This window comes from Sphingomonas sp. PEI4, assembly GCF_056679955.1.
In genome coordinates, this window is the sequence record NZ_CM155258.1 from 1,433,852 (window position 1) to 1,457,327 (window position 23,476).

The 23,476-nt window shown below is 65.1% G+C and carries 31 protein-coding genes and 1 pseudogene; 6 read left to right on the forward strand and 26 right to left on the reverse strand.

The annotated features are described in order from the left end of the window. The first annotated feature begins 39 nt into the window (after positions 1-39). From trpA to AC1MLZ_RS06465, 4 genes are all read left to right on the forward strand, one after another. Positions 40-852 (forward strand): tryptophan synthase subunit alpha, encoded by an 813-nt coding sequence (gene trpA, locus AC1MLZ_RS06450; protein WP_480960918.1) that lies wholly within the window; start codon positions 40-42, stop codon positions 850-852. Next, positions 849-1,700, forward strand: a complete 852-nt coding sequence (gene accD / locus AC1MLZ_RS06455) for an acetyl-CoA carboxylase, carboxyltransferase subunit beta (RefSeq protein ID WP_480960919.1) — start codon at positions 849-851, stop codon at positions 1,698-1,700. The genes trpA and accD overlap by 4 nt, the downstream gene beginning before the upstream one ends. Before the next feature lie 115 nt (positions 1,701-1,815). Further along, positions 1,816-3,135, forward strand: coding sequence for a bifunctional folylpolyglutamate synthase/dihydrofolate synthase (locus AC1MLZ_RS06460; protein ID WP_480960920.1), 1,320 nt, complete (start codon positions 1,816-1,818; stop codon positions 3,133-3,135). A 68-nt stretch (positions 3,136-3,203) separates the two neighbouring features. After that, the gene (locus AC1MLZ_RS06465) at positions 3,204-3,680 is read left to right on the forward strand and encodes a DUF6628 family protein (RefSeq protein WP_480960921.1); all 477 of its coding nucleotides are present in this window, start codon (positions 3,204-3,206) and stop codon (positions 3,678-3,680) included. Here the strand turns inward: AC1MLZ_RS06465 and AC1MLZ_RS06470 are convergent. Together AC1MLZ_RS06470 and AC1MLZ_RS06475 are read right to left on the reverse strand one after the other, a co-directional pair. Next, positions 3,677-5,008 (reverse strand): AmpG family muropeptide MFS transporter, encoded by a 1,332-nt coding sequence (locus AC1MLZ_RS06470; protein ID WP_480960922.1) that lies wholly within the window; start codon positions 5,006-5,008, stop codon positions 3,677-3,679. The two genes, AC1MLZ_RS06465 and AC1MLZ_RS06470, sit on opposite strands and share 4 nt — an antisense overlap. An 87-nt stretch (positions 5,009-5,095) precedes the next feature. Further along, positions 5,096-5,527: a response regulator gene (locus AC1MLZ_RS06475; RefSeq protein WP_480960923.1), complete on the reverse strand. Its 432-nt coding sequence runs from the start codon at positions 5,525-5,527 to the stop codon at positions 5,096-5,098. A gap of 27 nt (positions 5,528-5,554) precedes the next feature. Between AC1MLZ_RS06475 and AC1MLZ_RS06480 the strand changes: the two are divergent. After that, positions 5,555-6,457, forward strand: a pseudogene (locus tag AC1MLZ_RS06480) (pseudouridine synthase); the annotation flags it as partial. 806 nt (positions 6,458-7,263) lie between these two features. Further along, a complete protein-coding gene (gene rsmD, locus AC1MLZ_RS06485) occupies positions 7,264-7,800 on the forward strand; it encodes a 16S rRNA (guanine(966)-N(2))-methyltransferase RsmD (protein WP_480960924.1) in 537 nt (178 codons plus the stop codon). Positions 7,801-7,855: 55 nt separating this feature from the next. Here the strand turns inward: rsmD and AC1MLZ_RS06490 are convergent, their stop codons facing one another. From AC1MLZ_RS06490 to rplD, 24 genes are all read right to left on the reverse strand, one after another. Then, the gene (locus tag AC1MLZ_RS06490; RefSeq protein WP_480960925.1) at positions 7,856-9,115 is read right to left on the reverse strand and encodes an MFS transporter; all 1,260 of its coding nucleotides are present in this window, start codon (positions 9,113-9,115) and stop codon (positions 7,856-7,858) included. A gap of 169 nt (positions 9,116-9,284) precedes the next feature. Continuing rightward, on the reverse strand, positions 9,285-10,634 hold the full coding sequence (locus AC1MLZ_RS06495) for a sensor histidine kinase (RefSeq protein ID WP_480960926.1): 1,350 nt from the start codon (positions 10,632-10,634) through the stop codon (positions 9,285-9,287). Between the two features lie 6 nt (positions 10,635-10,640). Then, positions 10,641-11,333 carry a winged helix-turn-helix domain-containing protein gene (locus AC1MLZ_RS06500; RefSeq protein WP_353468787.1) on the reverse strand — a complete coding sequence of 231 codons (693 nt, stop codon included), beginning with the start codon at positions 11,331-11,333 and terminating at the stop codon, positions 10,641-10,643. A 587-nt stretch (positions 11,334-11,920) separates the two neighbouring features. Next, the gene (locus tag AC1MLZ_RS06505; RefSeq protein WP_480960927.1) at positions 11,921-12,571 is read right to left on the reverse strand and encodes an adenylate kinase; all 651 of its coding nucleotides are present in this window, start codon (positions 12,569-12,571) and stop codon (positions 11,921-11,923) included. Positions 12,572-12,623: 52 nt separating this feature from the next. Continuing rightward, on the reverse strand, positions 12,624-13,988 hold the full coding sequence (gene secY / locus AC1MLZ_RS06510; protein ID WP_480960928.1) for a preprotein translocase subunit SecY: 1,365 nt from the start codon (positions 13,986-13,988) through the stop codon (positions 12,624-12,626). A 445-nt stretch (positions 13,989-14,433) separates the two neighbouring features. Next, the gene (gene rplO, locus AC1MLZ_RS06515; RefSeq protein ID WP_480960929.1) at positions 14,434-14,976 is read right to left on the reverse strand and encodes a 50S ribosomal protein L15; all 543 of its coding nucleotides are present in this window, start codon (positions 14,974-14,976) and stop codon (positions 14,434-14,436) included. A gap of 96 nt (positions 14,977-15,072) precedes the next feature. Beyond that, positions 15,073-15,249: a 50S ribosomal protein L30 gene (gene rpmD / locus AC1MLZ_RS06520; protein WP_480960930.1), complete on the reverse strand. Its 177-nt coding sequence runs from the start codon at positions 15,247-15,249 to the stop codon at positions 15,073-15,075. Positions 15,250-15,255: 6 nt separating this feature from the next. Continuing rightward, on the reverse strand, positions 15,256-16,065 hold the full coding sequence (rpsE, locus tag AC1MLZ_RS06525; RefSeq protein ID WP_480960931.1) for a 30S ribosomal protein S5: 810 nt from the start codon (positions 16,063-16,065) through the stop codon (positions 15,256-15,258). 3 nt (positions 16,066-16,068) lie between these two features. After that, positions 16,069-16,425 carry a 50S ribosomal protein L18 gene (gene rplR / locus AC1MLZ_RS06530; RefSeq protein ID WP_031393749.1) on the reverse strand — a complete coding sequence of 119 codons (357 nt, stop codon included), beginning with the start codon at positions 16,423-16,425 and terminating at the stop codon, positions 16,069-16,071. Then, the gene (rplF, locus tag AC1MLZ_RS06535) at positions 16,425-16,958 is read right to left on the reverse strand and encodes a 50S ribosomal protein L6 (RefSeq protein ID WP_480960932.1); all 534 of its coding nucleotides are present in this window, start codon (positions 16,956-16,958) and stop codon (positions 16,425-16,427) included. Before rplF ends, rplR begins: the two co-directional genes overlap by 1 nt. Then, complete coding sequence (gene rpsH / locus AC1MLZ_RS06540; protein WP_031393751.1) at positions 16,958-17,353, reverse strand: 30S ribosomal protein S8; 396 nt, start codon at positions 17,351-17,353, stop codon at positions 16,958-16,960. Before rpsH ends, rplF begins: the two co-directional genes overlap by 1 nt. 10 nt (positions 17,354-17,363) lie before the next feature. Continuing rightward, entirely contained in the window at positions 17,364-17,669 is a 306-nt protein-coding gene (gene rpsN / locus AC1MLZ_RS06545) for a 30S ribosomal protein S14 (protein WP_480960933.1), read from the reverse strand. A 158-nt stretch (positions 17,670-17,827) separates the two neighbouring features. After that, complete coding sequence (gene rplE, locus AC1MLZ_RS06550) at positions 17,828-18,391, reverse strand: 50S ribosomal protein L5 (protein ID WP_480961479.1); 564 nt, start codon at positions 18,389-18,391, stop codon at positions 17,828-17,830. Positions 18,392-18,440: 49 nt separating this feature from the next. After that, positions 18,441-18,758, reverse strand: a complete 318-nt coding sequence (gene rplX / locus AC1MLZ_RS06555) for a 50S ribosomal protein L24 (protein ID WP_056411250.1) — start codon at positions 18,756-18,758, stop codon at positions 18,441-18,443. Continuing rightward, positions 18,758-19,126, reverse strand: a complete 369-nt coding sequence (gene rplN / locus AC1MLZ_RS06560; protein ID WP_031393755.1) for a 50S ribosomal protein L14 — start codon at positions 19,124-19,126, stop codon at positions 18,758-18,760. Before rplN ends, rplX begins: the two co-directional genes overlap by 1 nt. A gap of 267 nt (positions 19,127-19,393) precedes the next feature. After that, positions 19,394-19,666 (reverse strand): 30S ribosomal protein S17, encoded by a 273-nt coding sequence (gene rpsQ, locus AC1MLZ_RS06565; RefSeq protein ID WP_480960934.1) that lies wholly within the window; start codon positions 19,664-19,666, stop codon positions 19,394-19,396. 10 nt (positions 19,667-19,676) lie between these two features. Further along, positions 19,677-19,883, reverse strand: coding sequence for a 50S ribosomal protein L29 (gene rpmC, locus AC1MLZ_RS06570; protein ID WP_055872644.1), 207 nt, complete (start codon positions 19,881-19,883; stop codon positions 19,677-19,679). 4 nt (positions 19,884-19,887) lie between these two features. Beyond that, on the reverse strand, positions 19,888-20,322 hold the full coding sequence (rplP, locus tag AC1MLZ_RS06575) for a 50S ribosomal protein L16 (RefSeq protein WP_031393758.1): 435 nt from the start codon (positions 20,320-20,322) through the stop codon (positions 19,888-19,890). A 15-nt stretch (positions 20,323-20,337) separates the two neighbouring features. Further along, on the reverse strand, positions 20,338-21,045 hold the full coding sequence (gene rpsC / locus AC1MLZ_RS06580; protein ID WP_480960935.1) for a 30S ribosomal protein S3: 708 nt from the start codon (positions 21,043-21,045) through the stop codon (positions 20,338-20,340). Continuing rightward, entirely contained in the window at positions 21,045-21,422 is a 378-nt protein-coding gene (gene rplV / locus AC1MLZ_RS06585) for a 50S ribosomal protein L22 (RefSeq protein ID WP_056047621.1), read from the reverse strand. The genes rpsC and rplV overlap by 1 nt, the downstream gene beginning before the upstream one ends. After that, positions 21,422-21,697, reverse strand: a complete 276-nt coding sequence (rpsS, locus tag AC1MLZ_RS06590; RefSeq protein ID WP_031393761.1) for a 30S ribosomal protein S19 — start codon at positions 21,695-21,697, stop codon at positions 21,422-21,424. The genes rplV and rpsS overlap by 1 nt, the downstream gene beginning before the upstream one ends. 1 nt (position 21,698) lies before the next feature. Continuing rightward, a complete protein-coding gene (rplB, locus tag AC1MLZ_RS06595) occupies positions 21,699-22,538 on the reverse strand; it encodes a 50S ribosomal protein L2 (RefSeq protein WP_480960936.1) in 840 nt (279 codons plus the stop codon). 4 nt (positions 22,539-22,542) lie between these two features. Then, a complete protein-coding gene (locus AC1MLZ_RS06600) occupies positions 22,543-22,857 on the reverse strand; it encodes a 50S ribosomal protein L23 (protein ID WP_056047618.1) in 315 nt (104 codons plus the stop codon). Further along, positions 22,850-23,476: a 50S ribosomal protein L4 gene (rplD, locus tag AC1MLZ_RS06605; protein WP_056486878.1), complete on the reverse strand. Its 627-nt coding sequence runs from the start codon at positions 23,474-23,476 to the stop codon at positions 22,850-22,852. The genes AC1MLZ_RS06600 and rplD overlap by 8 nt, the downstream gene beginning before the upstream one ends.

Below are 23,476 nucleotides of genomic sequence, written 5' to 3' on the forward strand. Positions count from 1 at the left end.
GCCCACCCCCAGCCCCTCCCGCTTGCGGCAGGGGGGCAAGTGAGCCGCCTCGCCACCACCTTCGCCCGCACCGCCGCCGCCGGCCGCGCCGCGCTCGTCGCGTTCGTTACCGCAGGTGACCCTACCACCGAGGCGACCGGCCCGATCCTCGACGCGCTCGTCGCGGGCGGGGCGGATGCGATCGAACTGGGCATGCCGTTCACCGATCCGATGGCCGACGGCCCCGCGATCCAGGCCGCCAACATCCGCAGCCTCGCGCAAGGGACCCGCACTGCGGACATCCTCGCCACCGCTACCGCCTTCCGCGCGCGCCACCCGGACGTTCCGCTCGTCCTGATGGGCTACGGCAACCCGATGCTCCGGCGCGGCGCGGACTGGTTCGCCAATGCGGCTGCGAAGGCCGGTGTAGACGGCGTGATCTGCGTCGACGTACCGCCCGAGGAGGACGATGCGCTCGGCCCGCAGTTGCGTGCCGCCGGGATCGACCTGATCCGCCTCGCTACGCCCACCACCGACGCGGCCCGCCTGCCGACCGTGCTCGATGGCGCGAGCGGGTTCCTGTATTACGTGTCGGTCGCAGGGATCACCGGGCTCCAGCAGGCGCAGCAATCCTCGATCGAGGACGCCGTCGCCCGCCTCAAGGCACAGACCGACATCCCGATCGCGGTCGGCTTCGGCATTCGCACTCCTGAGCAGGCGGCGAACGTCGCGCGCGTCGCGGACGGCGTCGTCGTGGGTTCCGCAATCGTCGAACTGGTCGCACAGCACGGTGCCGCTGCGGCCGAGCCGGTCCGCGCCTATATCAAGTCTCTCGCCGATGCCGTCGCTTCGGCCCGAAAGGTTCCTGCATGAGCTGGCTCAACAGCGTCCGCAACGTCCTGCCCTTCGTCGCGAAGCGCGAGACGCCCGAGAATCTCTGGCACAAGTGCAAGGGCTGCGGGCAGATGGTCTTCACCAAGGAGCTCGAGGATAATCTCTACGTCTGCCCCAAATGCGATCACCACGACCGCATCGGGCCGAAGATTCGCTTCGCACAACTGTTCGACGAGGGCAGCTGCAGCGAGTTGCCGGCGCCCAAGGTGCCCGAGGATCCGCTCAAGTTCCGCGACCAGAAGCGCTATACCGATCGCCTGAAGGCGGCACGGACTGACAACAGCGAACAGGACGCGCTGATCAACGCACGCGGAAGCATCGACGGCCACCGTGTCGTCGTCGGCGTGCAGGATTTCGGCTTCATGGGCGGCTCGATGGGCCTGGCCGTCGGGGAAGCGTTCGTCCGCGGCGTCGAGGCCGCGATCGAGGACCGCGTGCCCTACGTGATCTTCACCGCGAGCGGCGGCGCGCGGATGCAGGAAGGCATCCTCAGCCTGATGCAGATGCCGCGCAGCACGGTCGCGATCCAGATGCTGCACGACGCCGGGCTGCCATACATTGTCGTGCTGACCGATCCGACGTCGGGCGGCGTGATGGCGGCGTACGCGATGCTGGGCGACGTGCAGATCGCCGAGCCCAAGGCGACGCTGGCGTTTACTGGCCGGCGGGTGATCGAGAGCACCATTCGCGAGAAGCTGCCCGAGGATTTCCAGACGAGCGAATATTATCTCGAGCATGGCCTTATCGACATGGTCGTCCACCGGAAGGACCTGCGCGAGCAGCTCGGTACGGTGATCGGGTATCTGAGCGCGCGCGAAGCAGCGTAATCTCTACTCCCTCTCCCCTTCGGGGAGAGGGTCGGGGTGAGGGGCAGCCCAGCAATGCTGCGCCCGGAACAGCCCCTCACCCCAGCCCTCTCCCCGGAGGGGAGAGGGAGCTAGAATGCCCGACCACGCCGTTTCTTCTTCCCCCGCGGTGCAAGCCCAGCTCGATCGACTGACCGCGCTGTCGCCCGGCGCGGATATCCTCGGCCTGGAGCGCATCACCGCACTCCTGTCGCGCCTCAGCGATCCGCACCTGAACCTCCCTCCGGTGTTCCACGTCGCCGGTACCAACGGCAAGGGCTCGACCTGCGCGTTCCTGCGCGCGGCGATCGAAGCGGCGGGGCACAGCGTCCACGTCTATTCCTCCCCGCACCTCGTCCGCTTCAACGAACGCATCCGCCTCGCCGGATCGCTGATCGAAGACGACCTGCTCGCCGCATTGCTGGAGGAGGTGCTCGACCAAGCCGCCGACCTCCAGGCGAGCTTCTTCGAGGTTACCACCGCCGCCGCGTTCCTCGCCTTCGCACGCACGCCTGCGGCCGCGACGATCGTCGAAGTCGGTCTTGGTGGCAGGCTCGACGCGACCAACGTCATCCCCAACCCCGTCGTCACCGGTATCGCCGCGCTCGGCATCGACCATCAGTCGTTCCTTGGCGACACGCTGCTGGAGATCGCCGGCGAGAAGGCGGGCATCGCCAAGCCCGGTGTGCCGCTCGTCACGATGGATTATCCCAAGGCCCTTCGCGCGAAGATCGCCGCCGTCGCCGATGCAGCCGGCGCGCCGGTATTCGCCCGCGGTACGGCCTGGACCAGCGAGACTGCGCGCTCGACCGTCCGGTATGAGGACGAAGGCTTTTCGGTCGTCACCAACCGCCCTCGTCTCGTCGGCGCGCACCAGTCGCGTAACCTGGCGCTGGCGATCGCCATGTTGCGGCATCAGGGCGCGCTGCATATCCCCGAAGCCGCGATGCGCGCCGCCGCCGACTGGGCGCACTGGCCTGCGCGCATGCAGCGATTGTCGAATGGCCCGCTGCTCGCCCACCTTCCCGGCGGCAGTGAGCTGTGGCTCGATGGCGCGCATAATCCCAACGCCGCGCAACCGGTCGCGCGCGCGCTCAGGACGCTCGCGAGGGGTCGCCCGGTGACGCTGATCCTCGGGATGCTCGCGAACAAGGATGCCGAGGCGGTAGTCCGTATCCTGTCCTCATCAGTCGGCCATGTCATCACTATCCCCGTCCCAGGCCACGCGCATCACGCAACCGAGTCGCTCGCGACGCTCGCGCGATCATTTGGAAAGACCGCGGAAACCGCCGCTACGCCAAGCGGAGCGCTAGCCTCGATTGCGGCTCAAACCGACCGACCGCAGCTCGTGCTGATCGCCGGTTCGCTCTACCTCGCCGGTGAAGTGCTCGCCGCAAACGACCAACCGCCGGACTGACTTCTTATTGCTATTGACTATCAATAACTAACACGCGACGTTGTGGCCACCACCACGGAGTCGCGTGAATGACCGATACCCGCCCCAATTCGACGGCCAGTTCGACGGCCGCCTCGACGCAGACCATCGCCAGCGCGACCTCGTTGCTGCCGCACGCGTTACCGCCCTGTGAAAACGCGCGAATCGCCTTGTTCGCAATGCGGCGGATGGGTGCGCACGGCCTCGCCGACGCCCGCGCCTCGCACACGATGTTCACCGCGTTCGGGCAAGGCTTCCGTCGTCCCCTGGTATTGCTCAGGGCGCTGATGGCAGACCTTGCCGGCACCTCCGCAGGCACGATCGCGATCGCCCCCTGCTGCTGCGCGCGGATGACGCTGGCGGAATCGGCGATGCTGTCGGTGCTTGCCCGCATCGAGATCGCACCAGAGACCGCGCGCTACCTGATGGCCGACTTGCTCGGCGTCCGCCGCATCGACGGCGTGCTGGCGAGCGCTGCCGCAGTCGCCGCGGCCTTTGCCGACGAAGGCCGCCCGATCACGCTTTAAACCGGATCGCCAGCGCGGGCATCGCCTTCACCCTCGACGCCCGCGCTGCCGATCGACCGATCGATCATCCCAGACCGGCTCATCCACCAGAACAGGACGATGCCCGGCAGCGCCAAGGCGGTGGTCAGCAGATAGAACTCGACATAGCCGATCGCCTCGATCAGCGCGCCGGCCGTCGTACCGGTCACGATCCTACCCAGGATGCTGGCCGCCGCGGAGATCAGCGCGAACTGCGCGGCGGTAAAGCGCAGGTCGCACAACGCGGAAAAATAGGCGATCACGACCACGCCGCCAAAGCCACTCGCCGCATTCTCGAACCCGATCGCCGCCGCCATGCCGAAATTGGAATGCCCCGCCGCCGCGAGCGCCGCGAAGGACAGGTTCGATACGCCCATCAGGACCAGCGACAGCAGCACGGAGCGCTTCATCCCCATCCGCGCGTACAGGATGCCGCCGATGAATATCCCCACCAGATACGCGATGAAGCCGATCCCGACGTCGTAGAACGCGATCTCGTCGCCGGTGAAACCCAGATCGTCGAACAACAACCGCAATGTAAGGTTTGCGAGCGTATCGCCCACCTTGAAGATCAGGATGAATGCCAGGACGACGAACGCCCCTTCGCGCGAAAAGAACTGCACGAACGGCCCCGAGATCGCCCGGAATCCTTCGGCAAGCCCGCGTCGCTCGATCGGCGGACGACGGCGTTCGGGTTCGCCGAGTGCGAGGCCCGCCAGGACCGCCGGCAATGCGAAGACCGCGCACGCCAGATAGGCCGCGCTCCAGCCCGCGCGGTCGGCGACCACCAGCGCGAGCGCACCCGCACCGGCCGACCCGATCCGCCAGCCATATTGGCTCATACCGGAGCCGACACCCAATTGCCGCGGTTCGAGCGTCTCGATCCGGAACGCATCGATCACGACGTCGAACGTCGCGCCCGCCGCCCCAACCAGAATGGCCGCGGTCGCAGTGGCTGCGATGCTCGCCGCGGGATCGACCAAGGCGAGATTGATAACCGCCGCGACGACGAGAGCGGCCGTCACGATCAGCCATGACACGCGTTGGCCCAGTCTCCCGATGATCGGAAGCCGGACGCCATCAACCACCCACGCCCACAGGAATTTCAGGTTATAAACTAGGAAGGCGAGGCTGAATGCCGTCACCGTCTTCTTGTCGATACCGCTCGCCGCCAACCGGGTGGTCAACGTTGCGCCGATCATCGCATACGGAAAGCCGGACGATATCCCGAGCGCCAGCGCAGCCAGCGGCGCCTTCTCCACATACGGTCGGAAGCCGTCGCTCCAGCGCTTGCCTTCGGTACCGTCCATCGCACTTCCGCTCCCACTCGCTCGTGCGGACCCTAACGGGAAATCGCCGATACGCTACCCGTCAGGCGATGAGGCGAGGGGGAAACGTCAGGCTTGTGCTTCGAACAACGTAAAGCCCGCAGGCACGCGCTTCGGCTTCGCGCCGCCGAGCATCGCTTCGATCGCCTCGATTGCCGCGATGAGGTCGCGCGGCATATACGGCTTGGCCATGCAGCCGGCGGCTAGCGTGGTCGCCTCGACCGGGCAGCTTCCCGTCACGAACATCACCGGCACGCCGCGGGCCTGCGCCGCGCGCGCGACGTCTATGCCAGAGCCGTCTGCGAGGTTTACGTCGACCAGTACGAGATCGATTACCGTATCGCTCGCGAGAATGGGCAACGCTTCCGCGACCCGGTCGATCGTCGCGACGATCGTGAACTTCGCGTCGGTCAGGAAATATTCGGTATCGAACGCCACCAGCGGTTCGTCCTCGACGACGAGGAGCCGGACGATTTGCCGCTTCTTCTTCCCGAACAACATCGCCGACAGGCCCCCGAGTGCGCATACATCGTCGTTACGCCTGGGTGTCCTAACGCGTTTACCGGCGAACGGTCGCAAAAATTTTCGCGCAGGACGCCGATCCATAGTATCAGCCGCGCCATGACGACTTCAAAAGACGATAACCCGACTGCCAGCCCGTCGAACGACGCGCCCGCAACCTCCCCCGCAAACGCCCTCGAAGCCAACGCGCCACCGATCAAGGGCGACCGCATCGCCAAGCTGCTCGCCCGCGCCGGAATCGCCTCGCGCCGCGATATCGAGCGGATGATCACCGAGGGCCGCGTCGCGCTCAACGGCACCACGCTCGATACGCCCGCGACGATCCTGCGCAACCTTGCCGGTGTGACCGTCGATGGCGATCCGGTCGAAGCGCCCAGCGCCGCGCGGCTGTTCCTGTATCACAAGCCTACCGGGCTGCTCGTCACCGAGCGCGATCCCGCGGGCCGCACGACGATCTACGATCGCCTGCCGCAGGACCTGCCGCGTCTCGTACCGGTCGGTCGACTCGATCTCAATACCGAGGGGCTGTTGCTGATGACCACCGACGGTGGGCTCAAGCGCCAGCTCGAACTGCCCGCGACGGGCGTGGAGCGTGCCTATCGTGCGCGCGCCTACGGCAACATCACGCAGCCGCAGCTCGAGGAACTGATCGAGGGGATCGAGATCGAGGGCGTCCGCTATGGCTCGATCAACGCGAATATCGAGCGCCGCACCGGCGCGAACGTCTGGATCGAGATGATCCTGACCGAGGGCAAGAACCGCGAGGTCCGGCGCGTGCTGGAGCATCTCGGACTGCAGGTCTCGCGCCTGATCCGCACGCGCTATGGCCCGTTCGTGCTGGGCGACCTGCCGCCCGGACAGATCGGCGAGGTGCTCCAGCACGACGTCGTCGCATTCCAGAAGGAGCTCGCCAAGGGTCGACCCGAGGGTCCGGGTGCGCGGGCGAACATCGGCATCAGCGCGAGTGCCGGCGCGGGTGCCGGGATCGGTGCGCGGTCGAGCCAGCGGGGCAGCAATGCCGTCCGTCCTGCGCCGACCGGGCGACCTGCGACGGGTGCGCGGCCGGCTCAAGGGGCGCGGCCTGCTACCGGCGGTGCGCGTGCCCCGGTCCGCAGCCCGTATACGGCTCCCGCGAGTTCGGGCTTTTCCAGCGGCACGGTGCCGACCGATCGTCCGTCGCGGTCTGCGCGGCCCGAGCGGATCCGTCCGACTGCGGCGATGCAGCGCGGCGACGTGAACGATCCCTGGGCGCGGCCGGATGCGCGCAACGCTGCGCGCTCGGCCGGGACGCATCATGCACGGCCGACCAGCGGCGAAACGTCCAAGCCGTACGTCCGCCAGGAACGGGCGGATCGCGGCGAGGAACTGAGCACCAACCCGAAGATCAAGCATTTCCGCGCTGCCAAGCCGCCGCGGGATCGTGCAGCCCCGTCGCGGGTCGGCGCGGGTGGCACAGCCACGCCGCGTCGCGGCGATACGCCGCAGCGTCAGGAGCCGCAGCGTGGTTTCCGTCCCCAGGCGGATGATTCGCGCGGACGCAATTCGCTCGACAAGCGTGCCGCGCGCAGTGCGTCCGGGCGTCCGGGTGCCGAACCGCGGCCGGTGCGCGAAGCGCCTGCACGGCCAGAACGGGGGACTCGTCCTACAGCGCCCGGCAAGGGTCCGTCGGGAGGGCGCGGTCATCCGCCCCGTGCACCACGTGGAGGGAAGCGCTGATGCGGATCATCGCAGGCCAATGGCGCGGACGCCCGATCGTCGCGCCCAAGGGTGATTCCACCCGTCCCACCGCCGACCGTATGCGCGAGACATTGTTCTCGATGCTGACCAGTCGCGTGGGGAGCTTCGATGGGTTGGCGGTCGCCGATCTGTTCGCCGGCTCGGGGGCGCTGGGGATCGAGGCTCTCTCGCGCGGTGCGGCGACCTGCATGTTCGTCGAGTCGGACAAGCTTGCGGTCGCTGCGCTGAAGGCCAACCTGGCCAAGCTGGAAATCCGCGGTGATGTCCGCGCCACCTCGGTAATGGCGCTCGGACCCGCGCCCGCGCCGCTCGACGTGATCCTGATGGACCCGCCGTACAACACCGGTGCCGGGCTGGTTGCGCTCGACAAGCTGTCGCGGCTCGGTTGGGTCGGACCGGCGACGTGGATCAGCCTGGAGACGGCAAAGGCCGAGGTCGTGGAACTGGCCGGCTTCGAGGTCGACGCAGCGCGCGTGCACGGCAAGGCGCGGCTGACGCTGTTGCGGCCCGCCTAATGTTCTCCCGCGAAGGCGGGAGCCCAGACTGGGCTCCCGCCTTCGCGGGAACATACTAGTTCTGCGGGGTACGGCCCAGGATCAGCAGCCCGCCAAGGCTCAACGCCCCCGCCGCCATCAGATACCCGCCGACCAGCCACAGTCCGCGCGGCGCAAGCGCCTCTGCCACGATCGGCGCGAGCGCACCGCCCAGCACGCCGCCAAGGTTGAACGTCATCGACACGCCGGTGTAGCGCACCCCCGCCGGGAACAGGCTCGGCAGCCATCCGCCAAGCGGGCCATAGGCGAACCCCATCACGAACAGCGCGCCCGAAAGCCATAGCCACACCGTGAACAGCGATCCCGAGCCCAGCATCGGCCCCATCAGTGCGCCGACGCCGATGCAGCCGGCAAACCCGATCGCGAGCATCCGTGCAGCGGAATGCCGGTCTGCCAGCACGCTGGCCACGATCACGCCGCCTGCAAGAAACCAGATCGCGACCAGTTCGACCGACAGGAATGCCTCGCGAGAATAGCCGAGCGTCTTGGTGCCGTACCCAAGCGCGAACGCCGTCGCGAGATAGAACAGCGCGAAGCACGCGATGACGCCGAACGTACCAGCCAGCGTAGCGCGCAGATGCTTCGTCAGCAACGTCGCGATCGGCACCTTGGGCAACGCCTCGGTCGCTTCCGCTTCCAGGAAGGCAGGTGTCTCGGTCAGCTTCAGCCGCACCCACAGGCCGAGCCCGACCAGAATCGCGCTCAGCAGGAATGGAATGCGCCAGCCCCAGGCTAGGAATTGCGCCTCGTCGAGCACCAGCCCGATAATCAGGAACAGCCCGTTCGCGGCAAGAAACCCGACCGGTGCACCCAGCGGCGGAAACATGCCCCAGGTGTTCTTGCGGTGCGCCGGCGCGTTCTCGACCGCAAGCAACGCCGCCCCTCCCCACTCACCGCCCAGCCCCAGTCCTTGCCCCAGCCGCATCAAACAGAGCAACGCAGGGGCGATCCAGCCGACCTGCGCATAGGTCGGCAGGAACGCGATCCCGACCGTTGATCCACCCATCAGCAGCAGCGATGCGACGAGCGTGGACTTGCGCCCGACCCGGTCGCCGAAATGCCCGAACACGATCGCGCCGACCGGACGGGCGACGAAGGCGAGCCCGAACGTGGCATAGCTCAGCAGCAACTGTGCCGAGGCGGACTGCCCCGAAAAGAACAGCGGGCCGAACACCAGCGCGGCTGCGGTCGCATAGATGTAGAAATCGTAGAACTCGACCGCGGTACCGACCAGGCTGGCGGCAAGGATGCGGCGGTGGGATGCTAAGGTCGTCATGCGGACGGTCTCGCTTCCGTCGCGGCTCCGGTCAACCGATTGCCGCAAACGATCCTCTGCGCCGGGGGAGGTGGCGCGAAGCGACGGACGGGAGGACACGGAACAGAGGTTATCCTTTCCTTCCCCTCCGTCTGGCAAGCGCCAGCCACCTCCCTCTGGCGGGGGAGGATCAGAGGGGGAGGACTATGCGGGCGATCAGGCCGGGGGCGTTGTCGGCGAGTTCGAAATGGCCGTCGTGCAGCCGCGCGACGGCTTCGATCAGCGCCATGCCGAGGCCCGCACCGGGGGTGGACCGGGCGCTGTCGAGGCGACCGAAGCGCTTCAACGCCTGCGCACGATCGGCGGCAGCGATCCCCGGGCCGCGGTCCTCGACCTGGATCGCGACGCCGTCAGTGCGGTGGACGATCCGCAGCGTCACCTCGCCGCCCCCCGCGCCGTGGCGGAGCGCGTTGTCGATAAGGTTGGTGATCGCCTGGCTGATGAGTTCGCGGTGCAGCTTCATCGGTGGCGGCCGATCGTCGATCGCGATGGTGAAGACCAACCCCGCATCTTCCGCAACGGGGGCGTAGAGTTCGCCAATCTCTTCGAGCAGGTTCGCGGGCGAGACCTCGATGAAGCGGTCACGCGAGACCGAGCCCGAGCGGCTGATCTCGATCACCATCGTCAGCATCCGCATGACGAGGTCAGTCTCGACCAGAAGCCCGCCCAGCGCCGCCTCGCGCGCATCGGGATCGGCGATCAGGACCGCCTGCTCGGTCTTGGTCCGCAGGCGCGCCAGTGGTGAGCGGAGATCGTGCGCCAAACTGTCGGTGACGATCCGCAGTTCGGCCATCACGCCTTCAAGCTTGCCCAGCATGACGTTGAGCCGTGCGGCGAGGCGATCGAATGCGTCGCCGCCTCCCGCGATCATGTCGACACGGCGCGATAGATCGCCCTCGCCGGCGGCCTCTATCGCCTTCGCTATACCGTCAAGCCGGCGACTCACGTATCGGGTGAGAACCAGTCCGCCGACCACGCCCAGCGCCAGCGACAGGAACACGGCGACCGCAAGCGCGCGTTCGATCGCGCGCTCCTCCGCAGCGATCAGGTCGAGATTGCGGCCGGTCAGGAGCCAATAGCTGCCCAGCGGGTGCAGCGCGTACCCCGTCTCGCGCGCGGACCAGAGTTCGTCTGCACCGAGCCGCGCGATCCGAAACTGCGTGACGCGAAGGGGGACGGCGAGACGCGCGGGCGAGATACCGACGACCGCGCGGCCCTGAGGGTCAATAACCGCCAGCACCAGCGAGACGTCGCCGGGAACGACTGCGCTGTCGATCGCCTGCCGAACCGCGATCAGTCCGCCGCTGCGCCATACCGCGCGCAGGGCCTCGGATTGTTCGGTGGTTTCGCGGCGGATCGCGTCGATCGCGTCGGCACTGGTGGTCTTCCATACGAAGCCGACCAGCGCGAGGTTCGAGATCAGCGCGAGCGCGATCGACAGCAGCGCGATCCGGGCGGTTACCGAAAGGCGGATCGCCACGCCGGATCAGCCTTCGACGGCGAGCCGGTATCCTGCCCCGCGCACCGTGTGCAGGATCGGCGTGGGGAAGCCGTCCTCGAGCTTGCGGCGGAGGCGACCGATATGGACGTCGACCACGTTCGAGCCCGGATCGAAATGGTAGTTCCAGATCTTCTCGAGCATCATCGTCCGCGTGACCACCTGACCCGCGTGGCGAGCGAGAAATTCCAGCAGGTTGAACTCGCGCGCGCCGAGCGGGATCGATCGGCCGGCGCGCGACACGGCGCGGGCGAGCAGGTCGATTTCAAGATCGCCGACGGAGAGCTTGGTCTTTTGCGGTTCGGTCGCGGCGCGGTCGGAGCGGCGGAGCATGGCCTCGATCCGGGCGGAAAGCTCGGCGAACGAGAAGGGCTTGCACAGATAATCGTCGGCGCCGGCCTTCAGGCCATCGACGCGGTCGTCGACGGCAGCGAGCGCGGACAGTATCAGGACGGGAGTCGCGATACCGGCGGCGCGGATCGCGCTGACCATCGACAGGCCGTCGAGTCCGGGCAGCATGCGATCGGCAATGATGAGGTCGAAGATGCCTTCGCTGGCGAGGAACAGGCCATCGCGGCCATCGGCGCAAGCTTCGATCGCGTGGCCGGCTTCCGCCAAGCCCTTGGCAAGATAGGCGGATGTCGAGGCGTCGTCCTCGACGATCAAAATCTTGCGGCTCAACGCGGTATCACCTTCCCTGCCAACGAATTCGGTCACTGTCGCCGGCCCTCATAAACGGAAAGGCCGGCGGAAAGAACCCTTCCCACCGGCCCCCACGGTACCCCCGGGAGTGACGGGCACCGATCTCTGGAAACTCGCGTCGCCGTTGCTGGCCACGGGTTGGTTCTAGGATCGGGCGGGGGTCAGGGCGATGACCGAGAGGTGACAATTTCGTCATGTTGGTGGTGGTTTGTGATGTCGTCGCAGGCGCAACGGGTATTGGCTCGCGCCGATGAAGCGAGCGCTAGGGCTATCCGAAAAAAAAGGACCACTCCCCATCCCCGTCATCCCGGCGAACGCCGGGACCCATGGATACGGTGGACCAGGCGATAGCGTACAACCATCACCCATCCCGCTACCATGGGTCCCGGCGTTCGCCGGGATGACGGAAGGGGGGCCGCCCGATGACCCGCGGGGGCGCGAGGACGGGGGTAGAAGACCAGGCGGTCAGGTCGTCGTATCCGCCATCGTGTTCTCCCGCGAAGGCGGGAGCCCAGCCTGGGCTCCCGCCTTCGCGGGAGAACATACTAACCTACGATTATCTAAGCCTACTTACCGTCAAGAATCGCAGAAATTGCCAAGCCAACGTGCGCGATATCAGCCATGCCATCCACGCGGTGGACCAGGCCTCGTGCGTCATAGATCGGCAGGATCGGTGCGGTCTTCGCGCGATATTCGGCCATCCGGTTGTGGACGGTTTCCGCGTTGTCGTCGGGACGACGCTTGAACTCGGTCGAGCCGCAGACGTCGCAGACGCCTGCCACGACCGGCTTCTTGTAGCGATCGTGATAGCCCGTGCCGCACTTGGCGCAGGTGTAGCGGCCGACGACGCGGTCGATCAGCGCGGCTTCGTCGACGCCCAACTCGATCACGTAGTCGAGCGTCCGGCCACGCGCCGCCAGCAACCCGTCGAGCGCTTCCGCCTGTGCCGCAGTACGAGGGTAACCGTCGAAGATGACGCCGTTCGCGGTATCCGCCTGGTCGAGACGCTCGCCGATAATGCCCGACACGATCTCATCCGAGACGAGACCGCCCGATGCCATCACCGACTTCGCCTGAAGGCCGACCGGCGTTCCGGCGGCGACCGCTGCACGCAGAATGTCGCCGGTCGAAAGTTGCACCATGCCGCGTTCGCTGACGAGCGTCGCGGCCTGGGTGCCCTTGCCCGCGCCTGGCGGTCCAAGAAGGATGATATTCACGAAACGCACTCCCCTCGTTCGTGCAGGATTTTTACCGCGTTAGACCCGCAGCTTACCGAAGTCGATTGCCCTTGAGCTTCGCCTTCTTGATCAGGTCGCCATACTGGTGCGCCAACAGGTGCGACTGGATCTGCGTCACGGTGTCCATCGTCACGTTGACGACGATCAGCAGGCTCGTGCCACCAAGGTAGAACGGGATCTGCAACGCGGTCACCAGATATTCCGGCAACAGGCAGATGATCGTCAGATACGCCGCACCGATCACGGTGATGCGCGTCAGCACGTAATCGAAATAATTCTCGGTGTTCTTGCCCGGGCGGATGCCGGGGATGAACCCGCCATTGCGCTTCAGGTTGTCAGCGGTTTCCTCAGGGTTGAAGACGACCGCGGTGTAGAAGAACGAGAAGAAGATGATGCCGGCGCCGTACAGCAGCATGTAAACGGGCGAGCCGTGCTGCAGATACTGGTTCAGCGTGATGATGAAATCACCCCACTGCGATTCGCCCGCGACGCGCTGTCCGGCGAACTGCGAGATCGTCAGCGGCATCAACAACAGCGACGACGCGAAGATCGGCGGGATGACGCCGGCCGTGTTGATCTTCAGCGGCAGATGGCTGCGATCGGCCTGCATGCCGCGCTGCGTCTGACGCTTGGGATACTGGATCAGGATGCGGCGCTGGGCGCGCTCCATGAAGCAGATGAACAGGATCAGCAGCACGACCGCGACGACGATGCCGATCAGCTTGATCGGATCGAGCGAGCCCGACCGGCCACCTTCGAGCAGGTTGACCAGCGTGACGGGCAGATGTGCGACGATGCCGGCCATGATGATCAGCGAGACGCCGTTGCCGATGCCGCGGCTCGTGATCTGCTCGCCGAGCCACATCAGGAACATCGTGCCGCCGATGAGTGAAATCACGGCAGCAACACGGAACATCATGCCGGGCTCGATGACCGCCTGGATGCCCTGTGCCGCGCCGAGTGTCTCAAGGCCGACGGCGATGAAATAGCCCTGCACTGCGGTCAGGCCGACGGTGCCGTAGCGCGTATACTGGTTGAGGCGCTTGCGGCCCGATTCGCCGTCCTTCTTGATGGCGGCGAGCGTCGGCGACAGCGAGGTCGCGAGCTGCACCACGATCGAGGCGGTGATGTAGGGCATCACGCCGAGCGCGATCAGCGACATGCGGCTGAGCGAACCACCCGAGAAGGTGTTGAAGAAATCGAGCACGCCGCCCTGCGTCTGCTCCGAGAGCAGGCCGAGCGCGGTCGGGTCGACACCCGGCAGCGGGACATAGCTGAGCAGGCGGAAAATGATCAGCGCACCGATCGTGAACCACAACCGCTTCTTGAGGTCGGTCGCCTTCGCGAATTTCGAAAGGCTGATGCTTTGCGCCATCTGGTCGGCTGCGGATGCCATGCGTGTGATCGTCCTGGAAAACAAAGAAGACGGGCTGGAAACAAAAACGGCGGGACGCGTTGTGACCGCCCCCGCCGCTCATATAGGCGCACGAGCGCGCTTGTCTAATGGCTAGGTGGGAGAAGTACCCACTCCCGTTCGTCCTGAGTAGCTGCTGAGCTTGCCGAAGCTGCGTATCGAAGGACCCGCTCGCTTGGGGCATATCCTTCGATACGTGTCTTCGGCTTCGCTCAGCCCCTACTCAGGACCAACGGGAGTGACGGCCGCAAAATACCGAGATTCCGTTCGTCCTGAGCGCAGTCGAAGGACATTGGCCCGAGTGAGGCACCCTTCGACTTCGCTCAGGGCGAACGGAAGTGGAGAGCGCTCAGCGCGAACGGCCGACCCGGGTCCCGACAAACGAAAAGGGGAGGAAGCGCACTCGGCGCCCCCTCCCCCATCAAGGTCAGGCCTTGAACGACGCCTTGTGCGCCGCACGCTCCTTGTACTTCACGCCCTTCTTGGCGGCAGCCTTCTCGGCTGCTGGCACGAAGTGGATCACCTCGACCTTGCCGCCGATCTTCTCGACCGCTTCGATCGCGCCCTTCGAGGCGCCGTCGACGGTGAACGAGAGAACCGTGGTCAGCTCGCCCTTGGCGAGGAGGCGGACGCCGTCCTTGCCGCCGCGTGCCAGGCCAGCGGCCTTCAGCGCGTCGTGGTCGAGCACGGCGTTAGCCTCGATCTTGCCGGCGTCGACCGCGAGCTGGATCGCGCCGAGGTTGACCTCTGCGAAGTCCTTGCGGAAGATGTTGTTGAAGCCGCGCTTAGGCAGACGCATGTGCAGTGGCATCTGGCCGCCTTCGAAGCCGGCGATGGACACGCCCTCGCGGCTCTTCTGGCCCTTCTGGCCGCGGCCTGCGGTCTTGCCCTTGCCCGAGCCGATGCCGCGTCCGACGCGCATCTTGGACTTACGGGCACCTTGGTTATCGCGGAGTTCGTTGAGTTTCATGAGTTGCACTCGCTTTCGCTTTTGTCGCGCTATGGAAATAAGGAAGGGGGCCGTTAGCCCCCTTCCCCGTATTTGTCACTAGGTAGAGTAGAAGGCTCAGCCTTCGACCGACACCATGTGCTGCACCTTGCGGATCATGCCGCGGACCTCTGGGCTGTCTTCCAGCTCGCGGGTCTTGTGCATCTTGTTGAGGCCGAGACCGACCAGCGTTGCGCGCTGGTCCTTCTGGCGGCGGATCGGCGAACCGGTCTGCGTGATCTTGATGGTAGCCATGATCGCTTACTCCGTGATCGCAGCTGCATCGGCCTCGGCGGTCTTCGAACCACCATGGCCGAGCAGGTCGGCGATCTTCTTGCCGCGACGCTGTGCGACGGCCTTGGGCGAGGTCTGCTCGCCAAGGGCCTCGAACGTGGCGCGGATCATGTTGTAGGGGTTCGACGTGCCGACCGACTTGGTGACAACGTCCGCAACGCCCAGCGATTCGAAGACTGCGCGCATCGGGCCACCGGCAATGATGCCCGTACCCTGAGGCGCCGACCGCAGCGTGACCTTACCGGCACCGAAGTGACCGTTGCCGTCATGATGCAGCGTGCGACCGTCCTTCAACGGAACGCGAACCATCTTCTTCTTGGCAGCAGCCGTCGCCTTCGAGATGGCTTCCGGCACTTCGCGTGCCTTGCCATGACCGAAGCCTGCACGACCCTTGCCGTCGCCGACGACCACGAGTGCTGCGAAGCCGAAGCGCTTACCGCCCTTGACCGTCTTCGAGACGCGGTTGATGTGCACCAGCTTCTCGATCAGCTCTTCGCCGCCATCGTCCGACCCCGGACGACCGCCACGGTTGCCACCGGGGCCACCGCGTCCGCCGTCACGACCGCCACGGTTGCCGCCAGGGCCACCACCGCCACGATTGCCGCCGGGGCCACCACGACCACCGCCGCCACCGCCGCCGGGACGACCACGGCCACCGCCGTTGTTGCCCTGGTAACCGGTGCTCTGCGGCACAGCCTGAGCCGTGACGTCCTGAACGGTCGTCTCGGGAGCGATCACTGTCCCAGTGTTTGCTGGCGTGTTGTTTTCGTCAGCCATGTCTTAGAACTCCAATCCGGCTTCGCGCGCGGCATCGGCAAGAGCCTTCACGCGACCGTGGTAGAGGAAGCCTCCGCGATCGAACACGACCTGAGTCACGCCCGCTGCCTTGGCAGCCTCGGCGACGCGCTTGCCGACCGAAGTCGCCGCGTCGATGTTGGCGCCGGACGTGCCGCGCACGTCCTTCTCCAGCGTCGAGGCCGATGCGACCGTCGTGCCGGCGGCATCGTCGATCACCTGGGCATAGATGTGCTTGCCCGAGCGATGCACCGACAACCGCGGACGGGTGCCAGCACGCGCACGGAGCGCGGTACGGTTGCGGCGACGCCGCTTGGCGAAAAGAGAAAGTCCCTTGGTCATTACTTCTTCTTCCCTTCCTTGCGGAAGATGAACTCGCCGTCGTACTTGATGCCCTTGCCCTTGTAAGGCTCGGGCTTGCGCCACTGACGAATCTCCGCGGCCAGCTGGCCGACCATCTGCTTGTCCGAACCCGAGATCTCGATCGTCGTGTTGTCGGGGGTCTTGACTTCGATCCCCTCCGGCACGTCGACGTTGACGTCGTGGCTGTAGCCGAGCTGCAGCTTGAGGTTGCGACCCTGGGCTGTGGCACGATAGCCGACGCCGGTGATCAGCAGCTTCTTGGTGAAGCCCTCCGACACGCCGGTGACCAGGTTCTGCACCAGCGTACGCTGCATGCCCCAGAACGCGCGAGCGCGCTTGGTGTCGTTGGCCGGCTGCACCGAAATGCCGCCGTCTTCGAGCGTGTAGCTGATCTCGTCGCGCAGCGGCATCGTGAGCGTGCCCTTGGGGCCCTTCACGGTCAGCTGCTTGTCGGCGATCGACGGCGTAATGCCGGCGGGTACCGTAATTGGCTTCTTACCAATGCGGCTCATCAGAACACCTCCGCGAGGACTTCGCCGCCGACGTTCTGCTCGCGTGCTTCGGAATCCGAAAGCACGCCGCGGGGCGTCGAGACGATGGTGATGCCGAGGCCGTTACGGACGCGCGGGAGTTCCTGCGAGCCGGAATAGACGCGACGGCCGGGCTTCGAGACGCGTGCGACATGCTTGATCGCAGGCTGGCCCTCGAAATACTTCAGCTCGATGCGAAGGCCGGCCGCGGGGCCCATCTGCTCTTCGCTATAGCCACGGATATAGCCTTCGCGCTGCAACACGTCGAGCACGCGGACGCGCAGCTTCGACGCAGGCGTCAGGACGGAGTCCTTCTTCGCGCGCTGGCCATTACGGATGCGGGTGAGCAAGTCACCCAGGGGATCGGTCACTGCCATGATGTAGTCCTTACCAGCTCGACTTCGTGACGCCGGGAATCAGGCCCTTGTTGGCCAGATTGCGCAGCATGATACGCGAGAGCCGGAACTTGCGATAATAGGCGCGCGAACGACCGGTCAGCTCGCACCGGTTACGGATGCGGGTCGGGTTTGCGTTGCGCGGCAATTCCGCCATCTTGAGGCGAGCGATCAGACGCTCCCCATCGTCGAGCGTCTTGTCCGCTGCGATCGCCTTCAGTGCCGCGTACTTCGGGGCATACTGCTTGACCATGCGCTTGCGGCGCTCGTTCTTGTTAATTGAACTCAGTTTCGCCATCGACTTAAGTTCTTTCTTTCCTCTGCCCCCTCTCCCCTCCGGGGAGAGGGTCGGGGTGAGGGGCAGCCCAGCAGGACTACGCCTCCAGTTTTCGGGTGGGGTGATGGGGACTCACTCCCCCTCACCCCAACCCTCTCCCCGAGGGGAGAGGGAGTCTCTTACGCCGCCTTCTGCTCGTCGGCAGCGTCGTCTTCGATCGGGAACGGGAAGCCGAACAGACGGAGAAGCTCGCGCGCCTCGTCGTCGGTCTTCGCGGTCGTCGTCACGATCACATCCATGCCGCGGACCTTGTCGACCCGGTCATAGCTGATTTCTGGGAACACGATCTGCTCCTTGATACCGCAGGCATAGTTGCCACGGCCATCGAAGCTCTTCGGGTTGAGCCCGCGAAAATCGCGGACGCGGGGAAGAGCGATCGTGATGAAACGGTCGAGAAACTCGTACATGCGCTCGCGGCGAAGGGTGACCTTCACGCCGATGGGCATGCCTTCACGCAGCTTGAACTGCGCGATCGACTTCTTGGCCTTCGTCACGACAGGCTTCTGGCCGGCAATCAGCTCCATTTCGGAAGCAGCTTGGTCGACCTTCTTCTTGTCCTGCGTGGCTTCGCCAACACCCATGTTCAGCACGATCTTGTCGAGCCGGGGGATTTCCATGACGTTCTTGTAACCGAACTTCTCGGTCATCGCCTTGATGATCGTCTCGTCGTACAGCTTGCGCATGCGCGCAACGTAGACGGCCTCGGCGCCGGCCTGCTCGCCAGTGTTCTGATCAACCATTGATCTTCTCCCCGGTCTTGACGGCGACGCGGACCTTCTTGCCATCCTGCTCCTCGAAGCGGACGCGGGTCGGCTTGCCGTCGGCGGTCACGTGCGCGACCTTCGAAACGTGCATCGGTGCTTCCTTGCGGATCAGGCCACCCTGCGGGTCACCCTGAGTCGGCTTGGTGTGGCGCACGGCGATGTTGACGCCCGATACGACGACCTTGTCGGCCTTCGGCATCGACATGGTGACTTCGCCGGTCTTGCCCTTGTCCTTGCCGGACAGGACGATGACCTTGTCACCCTTCTTGATACGCTGCGACGCCATTACAGCACCTCCGGCGCAAGGCTGATAATCTTCATGTGCTTCTTGCCGCGCAGCTCGCGAACGACTGGGCCGAAGATACGAGTGCCGATCGGCTCCTCGTTCTTGTTGACCAGCACCGCGGCGTTGCCGTCGAAGCGGATGACCGTACCGTCTGCACGGCGGATATCCTTGGCGGTACGCACGATCACCGCGCGGTGAACGTCGCCCTTCTTCACACGGCCACGTGGCTGCGCTTCCTTGATGCTGACGACGATGATGTCGCCAACGCCTGCAACACGACGCTTGGAACCCCCAAGCACCTTGATGCACTGCACCCGCTTCGCGCCGCTGTTGTCAGCGACGTCGAGATTGGACTGCATCTGGATCATGGATCCGTATCCCTTCTCTGTCTCTGGGGTCGATACCGACCGAACCCCGCCTAAAAAATCACCCCGCCACGGACGAACCGCAGCGGGGAGGAGCGGCCGCTTAGCCGTTCCCGTTTACGAAAACAAGAGCGCAGAAGGTTTCCCTCCTGCCCCCTTCACTCAAACCCGTCACCCCAGCGAAAGCTGGGGTATCCCTGTTCGAGCCGATCGCCCTCCCCCATGAGATCCCAGCTTTCGCTGGGATGACGCGGGTCGGAGCGTACCAGTTTAGCCTTCCGCCGAAGCCCGCTCCGGCGTCGCGTGGGTGTTGACCCGCTCGATCACCTTCCAGGTCTTCAGCTTGGAGATTGGTGCGGTCTCTTCGATCCGCACGGTCTCGCCCTGCTTGAACTCGTTGCTCTCGTCATGAGCATGATACTTCTTCGAGCGACGGATGATCTTCCCGTAGAGCGGGTGCTTCACCTTACGCTCGACGTTCACGACCACCGTCTTGTTGCCCTTGTCGGACACGACCAGACCGGTCAGCACGCGCTTCGGCATGATACGTTCCTTACTTCGCGGCTTCAGCGCTGGTGCGCTGAGCCTGCAGGGTCTTGATGCGAGCGATGTCGCGGCGGACCTCACGAACGCGGCTCGGCTTTTCGAGCTGGTTCGTCGCGGCCTGGAAGCGCAGGTTGAACTGCTCGCGCTTCAGTTCGCCGAGCGACTCCGACAGCTGGTCGTCGCTCTTGGTCTTCATGTCGTCGATACGAGCCATGATCTTACTCGCCTCCCAGATGCGAGGTGTCGCCCAGGCGGGCGACGACCTTTACCTTGATCGGCAGCTTCATGGCCGCCCGCTCGAATGCCTCGGCGGCGATCTTGCCGTCTACGCCGTCGAGCTCGAACAGGATCCGACCCGGCTTGACGCGAGCGGCCCAATATTCCGGCGCGCCCTTGCCCTTACCCATGCGGACTTCGGCTGGCTTTCCCGAGACCGGAAGGTCTGGGAAAATGCGGATCCACAAACGCCCCTGGCGCTTCATGTGACGCGTGATCGCGCGGCGAGCCGCCTCGATCTGGCGTGCGGTGATCCGGTCGGGTTCCATCGCCTTCAGGCCGTAGGAGCCGAAATTGAGCGAGAAGCCACTCTTGGCGTCGCCCGAAATCTTGCCCTTGAAGGCCTTCCGGAACTTGGTCTTTTTTGGTTGCAGCATGTCTGTTCCTGCCCCTTAGCGACGATCGTCGCGCTGCGGCCGCACGCCGGAGGTTTGAGCCTCCATCATGATGCGGTCGTACGACGTCGGATCGTTGCCGAGAATCTCGCCCTTGAAGACCCAGACCTTCACGCCGCACACCCCGTAGGACGTGAACGCAGTGGCCTCGGCGTAATCGATGTTCGCGCGCAGCGTGTGCAACGGAACCCGACCTTCACGATAGCTCTCCGAACGCGCGATCTCTGCGCCGCCAAGACGGCCGCCACAGTTCACGCGGATGCCTTCGGCACCCAGGCGCATCGCCGACTGCACCGCACGCTTCATGGCGCGACGGAAAGCGATACGACGCTCGAGCTGATCGGCGATGCCCTGCGCGACGAGACGCGCATCGACTTCCGGCTTGCGGATCTCGACGATGTTCAGCGACACGGTCGACGACGTCATCTTGCCGATGGTCGAACGCAGCTTCTCGATGTCCGCACCCTTCTTGCCGATGATCACGCCGGGGCGTGCAGCGAAGATGGAGATGCGGGCCAGCTTGGCCGGACGCTCGATGACCACCTTGGAGATCGCGGCCTGCGGCAGCGTCTTCATGATGAATGCGCGGATCTTGAGATCCTCGAGCAGGAGCCGACCATAGTCGGCGCCTTCGGCGTACCAGCGGCTATCCCAGGTACGGTTGATCTGCAGACGCAGACCGATGGGGTTGCTCTTCTGACCCATTATGCTTCTTCCTGCTCGCGCACGACGATGCGCAGACGGCTGAATGGCTTGAGAATGCGGGTCGACTTACCGCGGCCGCGGGTAGCGAAGCGCTTCATCGTGATCGACTTGCCGACCGAAGCCTCGGCGACGACGAGTGCGTCGACGTCGAGGTTATGGTTGTTCTCGGCGTTGGCGATGGCCGAGGCCAGCACCTTGCGCGCTTCGATCGCCATGCCCTTGGTCGAGAAGGCGAGGATGTTCATCGCATCGCCCACCTTCTTGCCACGGATCAGCGCAGCCACGAGGCCGAGCTTCTGCGCGGAACCACGGATCTGCGTACCGACCGAAAGCGCCTCGTTGTCCGCGACCTTGCGCGGGCTGACTTGCTTAGACATCAGCGCTTGCCCTTCTTATCGGCCGAGTGACCCGGGAAGTAGCGCGTGGGCGCGAACTCACCGAGCTTCATTCCGACCATGTCCTCGTTGACCGAGACTGGCACGAACTTGCGGCCGTTATAGACGTTGAAGGTAAGACCCACGAACGACGGCAGGATCGTCGAGCGACGCGACCAGGTCTTGATCGGCGAACGCGCGTTGGTGTCCTGGGCGGTTTCTGCCTTCTTAAGCAGATGAAGGTCCACGAAAGGGCCCTTCCAGACTGAACGAGCCATGTTAGCCCTTCCTCTTCGTCGAGTGACGCGACCGGATGATCATCTTGTCGGTCGACTTGTTATGACGCGTGCGCGCACCCTTCGTCGGCTTGCCCCAAGGCGTAACCGGATGACGGCCACCCGAGGTACGGCCTTCACCACCGCCGTGCGGATGGTCGACCGGGTTCTTGGCGACACCACGGGTCAGCGGACGGATACCCATCCAGCGCGAACGCCCTGCCTTGCCGAAGTTCTGGTTCTGGTTGTCGGGGTTCGAAACCGCGCCAACCGTCGCCATGCAATCGCTGCGGATGTAGCGCTGCTCGCCCGAGTTGAGGCGAACCATCACCATGCCCTTGTCGCGACCGACGACCTGCACGTACGTGCCGGCCGAACGGGCGATCTGGCCACCCTTCATCGGCTTCATCTCCACGTTGTGGACGATGGTGCCGACCGGCATCTGACCGAGTTCCATGGCATTGCCTGGCTTCACGTCGGTCTTCTTGGCCGCGAGAACCTTGTCGCCGACGGCCAGACGCTGTGGCGCCAGGATGTAGGCGAGCTCTTCGTCCGGGTACTTGACCAAGGCGATAAACGCGGTGCGGTTCGGATCATACTCGATCCGCTCGACAGTGCCTTCGACGTCCCACTTGCGACGCTTGAAGTCGATGTAGCGGTACTTCTGCTTGTGACCGCCGGCGATGCCGCGCGAGGTCACATGGCCCTTGTTGTTACGACCGCCGGTCTTGTGCTTGCCTTCGGTCAGCGCCTTGACGGGGCGGCCCTTCCAGAGCGACGACTTGTCGACCAGGATGAGACCGCGGCGTGCCGGCGATGTCGGATTATAATGCTTGAGTGCCATGGCCTCAGATCCCCGTCGTCACGTCGATGGACTGACCGTCCTTCAACGTCACGATTGCCTTTTTCATGTCGGAGCGCGAGTAGTTCGTGCCCTTCCACTTCTTGGTCTTGCCCTTCTGGACGAGCGTGTTCACGCCGACGACGTTCACGTCGAACAGCGCCTCAACGGCCGCCTTGATCTCGGGCTTCGTGGCATCGTTCGATACCTTGAACACAACCGCGTTGAACTCCGACAGGGTCGTCGTCTTCTCGGTGATGTGCGGGGCGAGGATAACGTCGTAATGACGATTATCGATGCCCGCCTTCTGCTTCTTAGCCATGGAAGCGCGCCTCCAGCTTTTCGACAGCGGCGCGCGTCAGCACCAGCGTGTCATGCTTCAGGATGTCGTAAACGTTCGCGCCGGCAGCCGGCATAACGTTCACTTCGTACAGGTTGCCCGCAGCGAATGCGAAGCTGGTGTCGACCATGTCGCCGTCGATGACGAGCGCACGCTTGCCGAAGCCGAGCTTTGCGAGATCGCCCTGCAGCGTCTTGGTCTTGCCACCCTCGACAGCCAGGCTGTCCATGATGACCAGCGAACCCGCCTTGGCGTGGCTGCTGAGAGCCATGCGCAGGCCGAGCGAGCGAACCTTCTTGTTCAGCGACGGGTTGAAGTCACGGACGCGTGCGCCGTGAGCCTTACCACCACCGATGAACACTGGTGCGCGACGATCGCCGTGACGAGCCGTACCGCCGCCCTTCTGGCGACCGAACTTCTTGCCGGTGCGAGCGACGTCTGCGCGCTCACGGGTGCCACGAGCCGTCTCGCGACGCTTCTCGAGCTGCCAGGTGACGACACGGTGCAGGATGTCGGCGCGCGGATCGAGGCCGAAGACCTCGTCGTTGAGCTCGATGTCCGCCTGGTCGGTACCGGCGAAAGATGAAATCTTGATCTTCAC

Excerpts from the sequence above, each read along its gene's own strand:
- rplB (WP_480960936.1), bottom strand. The coding sequence starts at position 22,538 with ATGGCACTCAAGCATTATAATCCGACATCGCCGGCACGCCGCGGTCTC.
- rpsS (WP_031393761.1), bottom strand. The coding sequence starts at position 21,697 with ATGGCTCGTTCAGTCTGGAAGGGCCCTTTCGTGGACCTTCATCTGCTT.
- rpmC (WP_055872644.1), bottom strand. The coding sequence starts at position 19,883 with ATGGCTCGTATCGACGACATGAAGACCAAGAGCGACGACCAGCTGTCG.
- AC1MLZ_RS06465 (WP_480960921.1), top strand. The coding sequence starts at position 3,204 with ATGACCGATACCCGCCCCAATTCGACGGCCAGTTCGACGGCCGCCTCG.
- rplV (WP_056047621.1), bottom strand. The coding sequence starts at position 21,422 with ATGTCTAAGCAAGTCAGCCCGCGCAAGGTCGCGGACAACGAGGCGCTT.
- rpsE (WP_480960931.1), bottom strand. The coding sequence starts at position 16,065 with ATGGCTGACGAAAACAACACGCCAGCAAACACTGGGACAGTGATCGCT.
- rplR (WP_031393749.1), bottom strand. The coding sequence starts at position 16,425 with ATGACCAAGGGACTTTCTCTTTTCGCCAAGCGGCGTCGCCGCAACCGT.
- secY (WP_480960928.1), bottom strand. The coding sequence starts at position 13,988 with ATGGCATCCGCAGCCGACCAGATGGCGCAAAGCATCAGCCTTTCGAAA.
- rpsQ (WP_480960934.1), bottom strand. The coding sequence starts at position 19,666 with ATGCCGAAGCGCGTGCTGACCGGTCTGGTCGTGTCCGACAAGGGCAAC.
- AC1MLZ_RS06490 (WP_480960925.1), bottom strand. The coding sequence starts at position 9,115 with ATGACGACCTTAGCATCCCACCGCCGCATCCTTGCCGCCAGCCTGGTC.
- rplN (WP_031393755.1), bottom strand. The coding sequence starts at position 19,126 with ATGATCCAGATGCAGTCCAATCTCGACGTCGCTGACAACAGCGGCGCG.
- AC1MLZ_RS06600 (WP_056047618.1), bottom strand. The coding sequence starts at position 22,857 with ATGGCTAAGAAGCAGAAGGCGGGCATCGATAATCGTCATTACGACGTT.
- rpsC (WP_480960935.1), bottom strand. The coding sequence starts at position 21,045 with ATGGGTCAGAAGAGCAACCCCATCGGTCTGCGTCTGCAGATCAACCGT.
- AC1MLZ_RS06470 (WP_480960922.1), bottom strand. The coding sequence starts at position 5,008 with ATGGACGGTACCGAAGGCAAGCGCTGGAGCGACGGCTTCCGACCGTAT.
- accD (WP_480960919.1), top strand. The coding sequence starts at position 849 with ATGAGCTGGCTCAACAGCGTCCGCAACGTCCTGCCCTTCGTCGCGAAG.
- rsmD (WP_480960924.1), top strand. The coding sequence starts at position 7,264 with ATGCGGATCATCGCAGGCCAATGGCGCGGACGCCCGATCGTCGCGCCC.
- AC1MLZ_RS06460 (WP_480960920.1), top strand. The coding sequence starts at position 1,816 with ATGCCCGACCACGCCGTTTCTTCTTCCCCCGCGGTGCAAGCCCAGCTC.
- rpsH (WP_031393751.1), bottom strand. The coding sequence starts at position 17,353 with ATGGCAGTGACCGATCCCCTGGGTGACTTGCTCACCCGCATCCGTAAT.
- AC1MLZ_RS06475 (WP_480960923.1), bottom strand. The coding sequence starts at position 5,527 with ATGTTGTTCGGGAAGAAGAAGCGGCAAATCGTCCGGCTCCTCGTCGTC.
- rplP (WP_031393758.1), bottom strand. The coding sequence starts at position 20,322 with ATGCTGCAACCAAAAAAGACCAAGTTCCGGAAGGCCTTCAAGGGCAAG.
- rplX (WP_056411250.1), bottom strand. The coding sequence starts at position 18,758 with ATGGCGTCGCAGCGTATCAAGAAGGGTGACAAGGTCATCGTCCTGTCC.
- rpsN (WP_480960933.1), bottom strand. The coding sequence starts at position 17,669 with ATGGCGAAACTGAGTTCAATTAACAAGAACGAGCGCCGCAAGCGCATG.
- rplF (WP_480960932.1), bottom strand. The coding sequence starts at position 16,958 with ATGAGCCGCATTGGTAAGAAGCCAATTACGGTACCCGCCGGCATTACG.
- rplO (WP_480960929.1), bottom strand. The coding sequence starts at position 14,976 with ATGAAACTCAACGAACTCCGCGATAACCAAGGTGCCCGTAAGTCCAAG.
- rplE (WP_480961479.1), bottom strand. The coding sequence starts at position 18,391 with ATGCGCAAGCTGTACGACGAGACGATCATCAAGGCGATGACCGAGAAG.
- rpmD (WP_480960930.1), bottom strand. The coding sequence starts at position 15,249 with ATGGCTACCATCAAGATCACGCAGACCGGTTCGCCGATCCGCCGCCAG.